We start from the raw sequence: 1,887 nt of genomic DNA on the forward strand, positions 1-1,887 counted from the left end.
CGTCGCACGCCGGATGTCCTTCACGACTTGCCCGGCAGGGGCCTTTGGCGTCACGGGTTTCGCTGGCGCGGTCCTTCGGTTCTTCATCATCTTCAACTCCAGCTGGGGTAAAGATGAGCCGCAAACCCTCCGCTACGCAATCACGCCAAACTGTTCCACGGGTGCTGATGGCGGACAGGGCCTTGGTTTTGTAAATAGGCTTAAGGCATTGCCTTATGTCATTTTCTACACATTCTCCCTCGATCGAGATTTTCACGGCCGATGAAGCGGGCCGGCGTCGCCATTGGAGCGATGAGGACAAGCTGCGGATTGTCGAAGAGAGTTATCGGGGCGTGCGGCAAGGGTCGGCCACGGCACGTCGTTACGGTATTTCGCGCTCTCTTTTGTCGATCTGGCGACGGGAGCTTCGGCAGGGTTCCGACAGCGCAGCAGGCGACACGCCAACGTTTACGCCACTGATGCTGGAGGCCGGTGCTGCGACATCCGGCATAGGGTCGGCTGAGAGATCAGCAGCGGATCGGATCGACCTCTTTCTGAGCAACGGACGGCGGATCAGCTTCTCGGCCGCGTTGGCGCCGGAGGTTCTGACTGTCCTTCTTTGCGTGGCAGATCCGCTATGATTGCCTTGCCTGCGGGGGTCAAAGTCTGGATCGCGGGCGGTGTCACCGATATGCGCTGCGGCATGAACACTCTGGCGCTCAAGGTGCAGCAGGGCTTGAGTCGTGATCCGCATGGTGGCGAGATCTTCTGCTTCCGCGGCCGCAAAGGCGATCTGATCAAGATCCTCTGGCATGACGGCGTTGGCATGTCGCTCTATCTGAAGCGGTTGGAGGCAGGTAAATTTATCTGGCCGGTCAGCCAGAGCGGAGCGACCGTGCCTGTCTCGAGTGCACAGCCTGGCTATCTTCCGGAAGGGATCGACTGGCGCAATCCGCGCTGGACCCAGCGGCCGAAATCGGCAGGATAATTGCCATATCACCCTTGTTTTGTTGGGTTTTATGGCCCTGATGTAGTAGGTCTCTGCCATGTCAGAGACCGCGCCCGATATCGCTTCCCTCATGGCCGCCCTGGCAGCGGCTGAGGCACGCGCCTCCGGGCCGGAGGCTGACCTGCAGACCACGCGTGCGGCTTTGAGCCAGGCCCAGGCAGTCGCCTCTGCTGCCGATGAGATGATCAAACACCTGCGCCTGCAGATCGCCAAGCTGCGCCGCGAGCAATATGGCCACAGCGCCGAACGCCATGCCCGCCTGATTGAGCCGCTTGAACTGCAGTCTGAAGATCGGGAAGCCGGTCAGGGCGAAGACCTGGCCCGCTCTGATGCGGCTCCCGCCAGGACCGCTGTGACGGGCTTTGAACGTCGCCGTCCCGCCCGCAGGCCGTTCCCGGACCATCTGCCGCGCGAGCGCGTGCTGGTCGAGGCGCCGAGCTCCTGCATCTGCTGCGGCTCGGGGCGCATCGTGAAGATGGGCGAAGACATCACCGAGACGCTGGAAGTTGTCCCGCGCCAGTGGAAGGTCATTCAGACGGGGCGCGAGAAGTTCACCCGGCCCGTGACTGCGAGCGGATCAGCCAGCCGCCCGCCCTTTCCACCCGACACCACGGGGCTGGGCAGGGCCGAATTTCCTGGCGATGGTGTTGTTTGAGATCGAGCCATGGGAACGCCACTGGTCCGAGAGACCATGGCGAGGGGCCGGCACCAGCCGCTCCACAGGCAGGCGGAGCGTTATGCAAAGGAAGGTGTCGGGGTCAGCCTCCCGACATTGACCGATCAGGTTGGCACCTGTGCGGTGGCATTGCAGCCCCTCCCCGACCTGATCCGTGCCCATGTGCTGGCGGCCGAGCGATTGCATGGAGACGATACAAGCGTGCCGCTGATGGCCAAAGGTG

General features: G+C 62.6%; 3 protein-coding genes and 1 pseudogene. All 4 read left to right on the top strand.

Features of this window, described 5'->3' with window-relative positions:
• The coding region (locus tag EG244_RS21255) for a hypothetical protein (protein ID WP_233589087.1) at positions 1-265 on the top strand (265 nt) is incomplete at its 5' end.
• Positions 216-620: an IS66-like element accessory protein TnpA gene (gene tnpA / locus EG244_RS20060; protein ID WP_124966907.1), complete on the top strand. Its 405-nt coding sequence runs from the start codon at positions 216-218 to the stop codon at positions 618-620. The genes EG244_RS21255 and tnpA, both read left to right, overlap by 50 nt.
• Positions 617-967 carry an IS66 family insertion sequence element accessory protein TnpB gene (gene tnpB / locus EG244_RS20065; RefSeq protein ID WP_124966908.1) on the top strand — a complete coding sequence of 117 codons (351 nt, stop codon included), beginning with the start codon at positions 617-619 and terminating at the stop codon, positions 965-967. The genes tnpA and tnpB overlap by 4 nt, the downstream gene beginning before the upstream one ends.
• A 58-nt stretch (positions 968-1,025) precedes the next feature.
• A pseudogene (locus EG244_RS20070) lies at positions 1,026-1,887 on the top strand (IS66 family transposase); the annotation flags it as partial.

Origin of the sequence: Falsigemmobacter faecalis (genome assembly GCF_003863335.1) — a bacterium.
GTDB lineage: Bacteria > Pseudomonadota > Alphaproteobacteria > Rhodobacterales > Rhodobacteraceae > Wagnerdoeblera > Wagnerdoeblera faecalis.

Bases quoted from the DNA above. Each gene is read 5' to 3' on its own strand.
- tnpA (WP_124966907.1), top strand. From the start codon at position 216: ATGTCATTTTCTACACATTCTCCCTCGATCGAGATTTTCACGGCCGAT.
- tnpB (WP_124966908.1), top strand. From the start codon at position 617: ATGATTGCCTTGCCTGCGGGGGTCAAAGTCTGGATCGCGGGCGGTGTC.